At 67.7% G+C, this 5,767-nt stretch carries 7 protein-coding genes; 5 read left to right on the plus strand and 2 right to left on the minus strand.

Annotation, left to right across the window (positions count from 1 at the left end; all coding sequences use genetic code 11):
* Positions 1–372: 372 nt before the first annotated feature.
* Genes WBP48_RS10440 through WBP48_RS10460 form a run of 5 tightly spaced genes read left to right on the plus strand, consistent with a single transcriptional unit; the run spans position 373 to position 4,035 of the window.
* Positions 373–1,170, plus strand: a complete 798-nt coding sequence (locus WBP48_RS10440) for a type IV toxin-antitoxin system AbiEi family antitoxin (protein WP_424439984.1) — start codon at positions 373–375, stop codon at positions 1,168–1,170.
* The gene (locus WBP48_RS10445) at positions 1,167–1,751 is read left to right on the plus strand and encodes a nucleotidyl transferase AbiEii/AbiGii toxin family protein (protein ID WP_424439987.1); all 585 of its coding nucleotides are present in this window, start codon (positions 1,167–1,169) and stop codon (positions 1,749–1,751) included. The genes WBP48_RS10440 and WBP48_RS10445 overlap by 4 nt, the downstream gene beginning before the upstream one ends.
* The gene (locus WBP48_RS10450; protein ID WP_424439999.1) at positions 1,639–2,313 is read left to right on the plus strand and encodes a hypothetical protein; all 675 of its coding nucleotides are present in this window, start codon (positions 1,639–1,641) and stop codon (positions 2,311–2,313) included. Before WBP48_RS10445 ends, WBP48_RS10450 begins: the two co-directional genes overlap by 113 nt.
* A gap of 46 nt (positions 2,314–2,359) precedes the next feature.
* Positions 2,360–3,031: a HEAT repeat domain-containing protein gene (locus WBP48_RS10455; RefSeq protein ID WP_424439990.1), complete on the plus strand. Its 672-nt coding sequence runs from the start codon at positions 2,360–2,362 to the stop codon at positions 3,029–3,031.
* A 20-nt stretch (positions 3,032–3,051) separates the two neighbouring features.
* Complete coding sequence (locus WBP48_RS10460) at positions 3,052–4,035, plus strand: MerR family transcriptional regulator (protein WP_424440002.1); 984 nt, start codon at positions 3,052–3,054, stop codon at positions 4,033–4,035.
* Positions 4,036–4,122: 87 nt separating this feature from the next.
* Here WBP48_RS10460 and WBP48_RS10465 read toward each other — a convergent pair whose 3' ends face one another.
* Positions 4,123–4,833: an SOS response-associated peptidase gene (locus WBP48_RS10465; RefSeq protein ID WP_424439993.1), complete on the minus strand. Its 711-nt coding sequence runs from the start codon at positions 4,831–4,833 to the stop codon at positions 4,123–4,125.
* A gap of 10 nt (positions 4,834–4,843) precedes the next feature.
* A partial coding sequence (locus WBP48_RS10470) for an App1 family protein (protein WP_424439996.1) occupies positions 4,844–5,767 on the minus strand: 924 nt, incomplete at its 5' end.

The raw sequence follows: 5,767 nt of genomic DNA on the forward strand, positions 1-5,767 counted from the left end.
TTCCGGCGTGTGAGCGGAACCGAGATGCTCGACGATACGCCGGGTCCCGTGGTTCTTCTCCACGATCTGCACCGCGATCGCCCCGGACGAGGTCCTCACAGTACGCAGATACGGGGACACACCCCCACGCTAGTGCCCCAAAACACACCAACCATGAGAAGAAACCCCAGATCAGCGCACCCCTAGCCCTCAAAACCCCCTCAACGTGAGCCAAGTCGGGTTCGACGACCTCACCGCGGACGCGGATCCCGTGTCGGTGTCACAGTGCAGGGAAGGTTACTGATTCTGTTACTTCGTCCCATCCTTGACACGTCATTCAGGTGGTGTCACGCTAGGGGGAAAGGTTACTGATTCTGATACAAGGCGTATGTCATGACACGGACGATTCCGCCCTCGATGGGCGGCATCCTGGAGGAGCTGGAGTTGGAGCAGCCCACGCTCGTCACGAGCGCACACCTGGCCCGGCTCGTTGCGCAGCAGGGCGTGCAGACTCCGGTCAAGGTCGTTGCCGCGCGGTTGCGTGAGCGTGGCTGGTTGCTTCCGACCGGTCGTCGTGGAGTGTGGGAGTTTGCGCCTGCTGCTGTCGCGGGTGCGTATTCGCGCAACGACCCTGTCACGCCGTTGCGTGCCTTTCTCGCCGGGCGTCCTGACGCGCGTTGCGCGCTCACTTTCCAGGCTGCCGCGTGGGCGCACGGCCTCGCTGATCGTGCCCCAGCGCGCCTGGAGGTCGCTGCCGCTACGAGCGACCTTGTCCGTCAGCTGCCCGCTGTGCTGGCCGGAACCGTGTTCGATCCCCGCCTGGACTGTCAGACCCTTCGGGCAGTGCCCGTGCTCGCCGTGGAAAGTGTCATCGTGCACATGGCCGCTCGGCCGTCTGCGGTGCGCTCCTGGGCGAGTGCCCTGGAGTGGTTCCCCGAGATGACCCAGCTCCTCGCCCTCGATCCGCTCGAGCGCGAGCTTGCCCGCCGGCCGGTGTCTGTACGCGCGCGAACCGGCTACTTGCTGCAGGGACTCAGGCCCGATCTCGCCGACGCGCTTCTGAGCGCGGGCCCTGTGGGCGGCAAGACCTGGTTCGGGCCGCGCGGGAAGCTGCGCCGTCACGACGCGGCCTGGCAGATCGCCGACACTCTGCTGCCCTTCGACCCCCGCACCCTCACCCCAGCGACATGAGCGAGATCCGCCTCACCGTCGGGCACATCGCCCGCCACACCCCGCCGGGTGCCGGGGCTCAGGGCCGCGATGCCGCGATTGTTGACATTGCCCAGGATCTCCTCTTGCGCCACCTCCACGGAACCGGGATCCTCGAGGCGCTCGCGTTCAAAGGCGGCACGTCGCTGCGCAAGCTCTACGCAGGCACCGCCGGCCGGTTCTCCCTCGACCTCGACTTCGACTTCGTGACCATCGGCGCCGACCCCGATGACGCGCTCACGGCCCTGATCGCCGCGATCGACGCTCTCACGATCGGCCCTTTCCGATACGGAATCACAGAGCGGCGCGGCAAGTGGTCGCTGACCTACGACCACGACTACGGAGGCGCCGGACGGCTCACCAGCAAGCTCGATCTGAACCCGCCGCCCTGGCTCCCGCCTGTGCGGCGCGGCTGGCAAACTCGGGCTCGACTCTCTCAGCATGGAGGACGTGATCCGCGAAGCGGGGGTCTCCCGGACCGGGTTCTACCGATTGTGGCCGCAACGCGAGCAGTTCATCGGCGACCTCATCGTGGAGCTGGCGAAAGACGCGATTCCGGTTGAGAACATTCGTGGCGAAGAGGTCACGGCTCAAATCAAAGAACTGCTGTTGCCGCGCACGGGCGAACTTCGAGACCAGGACAGCCGGATGCGGGTCGTCACCGATCTGCTGCCCCAGGCATCCATCCCCGACTTCGCCTACATGTCCTCGCAAACCGCGAGCTGGCGCAGCTACTTCGGGCTGACGGCTCTCGTGATGAATCTCCCCGCAGGCGGCGCCCAAGCCGCGGCACGCGAAGGTGTGGCTCTCTCGGAGTCGCGATACCGTGACCGATTGGCTCGCAACTATGACGTCTTGATGCGGTTCCTGGGTGTCCGTCTGCGCGCGGGATCGGACGCGTCACTCGAAGAGGTCGCCGATCTCGTGATCGCACTCGTGCGCGGGCTCGTGTTACGAAGTCGCGTGGCCGAACCCGAGCCCAGCGAGAGCATCTTCCTCCTCGGCGTCTCCGCCGTGTTCACGCACTTCTTCGAGAACGACCCCGACGTCACGTGGGATGACAAGCGCATCGCCGAACTCATGGCGATGCTCGCGAAGGAGCGGGACTTGTTCACCGTCGCTTGACCTTGTCACCGTGACAAGCTGTGGAATGGCTTGCGGAGGTAGCGAGATGAACGAAGAGAGAGCAGGCACGCCAGGATCCCGGCTGAGGAGCGTGCTCTGGAGCGGCGACGCGTCCGCGCGCTTGCAGGCCGCGCTGACGGCCGGGACGGATCCTCAGCCGGCGTACATCGATGTGCTCGTCGCGCGGTGCGGTGTGGAGCCCGACTTCTTCGTGCGAGACATGCTCACCTGGGCGCTGACACGACACGATCGAGCCTCGACTGTGGATGCCGTGTTGCCCGAGCTCCGTTCCGAGTCTGCTCAGTCACGCAGTCAAGCACTGCACACGCTGTCGAAGATCGGCGAGCCGGATACGTGGTCGGCGATCACCGGCGACCTGCTCCACGACGACGATGTCGAGGTGGCTCGTGCTGCCTGGCGGACGGCCGTGGGACTCGTCCCGGTCGGCCACGAGGCGGAGCTGGCGAGGAAACTGGCAGCCCAACTCGGGCGGGGAGACCGCGAGACGCAGCTGAGCCTCAGTCGGGCGCTCGCGGCGCTCGGGCATGCTGCCGAACCGGTCGTTGAGACCGAGGCTCACAGTGAAGATCCCGCGGTGAGCACCCACGCCGTGGCGACGCTCGCGATCATGGCCGACGCTGACGAGGGGTTCGACGCCGCGATTGCCGAGGCGAAGCGAGTGGTCGCGCTACGCGCAGCGCCGGCAGTGACCGAGTAGCAGCCGTGCTCATCGGGGAGGTGGCGCAGCATTCGGGTATCAGTGCTCGAATGCTGCGCCACTACGACCGGATCGGCTTGGTAACCCCCTCGGAGCGGACCTCGGGTGGGTACCGCGAGTACTCCGAGGATGACGTGCGCCGGCTGTTCCATGTCGAAGGCTTGCGTACACTCGGCCTCAGCCTCGCGCAGATCGCCGAGGTGATCGACGATCGGGAATTCGATCCCGGCTCGGTCGTCGAGAAGGTGATCGAGCGCACTCATCGACAGATCGCTCAGGCGCAGGACCTCGTGCAGCGGCTCGAGGAGGTGAAGGCGACTGGCCCGCGAACCTGGAGTGACGTCCTCCGGAGCATCAGCCTGATCCGGGGCCTCGAGGCGGCGACCCCATCGAATCGCCAGCGGCTGGCGCTGACGATCGACACCCCGGCTCAGGGCGATGTCCCGGTGCTCGTCGATGCGATGCTCCGCGAGCAGAGCGAGGATGCGGCCGGCGCGCTGCAGTGGGCCATCGCCCGGAACCCGGACACAGCGGTCGCCGCGCTCGCCGATGCCCTGTATTCGGAGAACGGCGATCGGCGGCGTCGCGCGTTCGATGCTCTCGTGAAACTCGACACTGCTGCCGCGCGGCGAGTGATCATGGCTGCCGCCGACCACGAGGATGCCCGCATCCGAAGTCGTGCGATCATCATGCGCGCCCAGCAGGGCGAGGGGGGCTCGATCACCGCATTGGTCGGGCTCATCCGAGACGGACTGGACGACGTCGACGCGACCGATGCTCTGGCGGAGTTCGCGACCCGGGAGGATGCTGTCGACCGGACAGTCGCCGAGGTGGCGAGGTCCTTGGAGACCGCGGGTCCACCGGCGCGTCGGCGTCTGGTCGCAGCCCTGAACGCGTTTCCCCTCGGTGCGACGAAGAGCACGCTTCTCGCCCGACTCGACGACGACGACCGTGCCACGGCGCTCACCGCGAAGTACATGCTCGACACCGGGACCAGCGGCTGACGACGGCGAGGGTGCAGGTCAGCTTTTCAGTGGCGCTGCCGCGCCGTGGGGCGAGAAAGTCTGCGTCGGGGATGCGAGACTTTCGCGTTAGGCGACGGGATCGATGAGCTCGGGGCCGTTGTTGCGGACGTTGCCGACGGCGCGATCGACCTCGCGCATCGACAGCGAATCCACGAGCGCCGGAGCCGCGTCCACGGCGGCATCGAGCAGATCGCCGACGTTCTCGGTCGTGGGATCGAGCCACACGTCGGCGTAGTCCCCGTCGATGAACAGCGGCATGCGGTCGTGCACCGACCCCAGCGCGCCGATCGAGTCGCGTGTGAGGATCGTGAAACTCAGCAGCCAGCGCGCCGGATCGTCGGCATCCTTCGCGGGATCCTTCCACCACTCGTACAGACCAGCGAAGAACATCGGCGCATCGTCGGCGGGGTGGATGAAGTAGGGCGTCTTCGCGCCGCCTTCGGACTTCCACTCGTAGTAACCGGTTGCCGGGATGACCGCACGCCGCTTGATGAGCGCCCGCCGGAACATCGGTTTGCTTTCGACCTCTTCGGCACGGGCGTTGAACGCCTTCGCTCCGACGCCGGGATTCTTCGCCCACGCCGGCACGAGCCCCCATCGGGCCGTCTCGAGCCGGCGCGTCGGCGGCTCGGTCTTGGCCGAGTCCAGCACGATCGCGGCGCTGTCGGTCGGGGCGACGTTGAACGAGGGCCCGGGAAGGTCGTCGCCGACGAGGTCCACGCGCAGCACCCCGACGAGCTCGGTGCCGGAGTGTGCCACCACGAAGCGTCCGCACATGCGGTCAAGCCTACGCGTCGCTTCCGACACCGCCGCTGTCGGCGGCGACGACGCCGATCTCCGACAGCCGATCCAGCAGTCCCGCACCGTCGTCGCCGGTCACCCACGGCACGTCGGCCGCGGAGTGGTCGTTCACGGCCGTACGGCCGCCGGCGAGCACAGCTTCGGTGGGGGAGAGCCGCCGGATCGCAACGGCGGTGACGTGCTCGGGGTCGTCGCTCGTGAACGCGGTGTAGAGCGCGTCGTCGTGCTGACCGTCGTCGCCGATCAGCATCCACTTCACGTGCGGGAACTCGCGCGCGAGGCGGCGCAGGTTCTCCGCCTTGTGCACCTTGCCGCTGCGGAACCAGCGGTCGTGCGTCGGGCCCCAGTCCGTCAACAGCAGCGCGCCGGGCGGGAACAGGTGACGACGCAGGAACCGCTGCAGCGTGGGTGCGACGTTCCACGCTCCCGTCGACAGGTACACGACTGGAGCCCCCGGATGATCGCGCACGAGCCGCTCGAGCAGCACCGCCATGCCCGGCACGGGCTGGCGGGCATGCTCGTCCAGCACGAACGAGTTCCACGCCGCAACGAGCGGCCGCGGCAGAGCGGTGACCATCACCGTGTCATCGACGTCGGACACGACGCCGAATCGCACATCGGCGCCGACGATGAACACCCGGGTCTCGAACGGCTCGGAGCCCTCGACCGCCATCGTCACCGGCTGCCACCCGGGCGCGAGCGTCGCCGACAGCACGGTGTCGATGACGCCGCCCCGGTCGGCCACGACCTCGTGGCTTGTCCCGTCGATCGTGACGGTCACCTGGGCGAAGCCGACGGGCACCGCCGCGAAGCTCCGCCAGCCGCGCACCGCAGCGTACTCGCCGCCTTTGCGGGTGCGCATCGGGGGCACGATCAGCACCCGCCCGAGCACGCGCACCCAGTCCTCGCC

Origin of the sequence: Microbacterium sp. (genome assembly GCF_049661145.1) — a bacterium.
GTDB lineage: Bacteria > Actinomycetota > Actinomycetes > Actinomycetales > Microbacteriaceae > Microbacterium.

Bases quoted from the DNA above. Each gene is read 5' to 3' on its own strand.
- WBP48_RS10440 (WP_424439984.1), top strand. From the start codon at position 373: ATGACACGGACGATTCCGCCCTCGATGGGCGGCATCCTGGAGGAGCTG.
- WBP48_RS10445 (WP_424439987.1), top strand. From the start codon at position 1,167: ATGAGCGAGATCCGCCTCACCGTCGGGCACATCGCCCGCCACACCCCG.
- WBP48_RS10455 (WP_424439990.1), top strand. From the start codon at position 2,360: ATGAACGAAGAGAGAGCAGGCACGCCAGGATCCCGGCTGAGGAGCGTG.
- WBP48_RS10465 (WP_424439993.1), bottom strand. From the start codon at position 4,833: ATGTGCGGACGCTTCGTGGTGGCACACTCCGGCACCGAGCTCGTCGGG.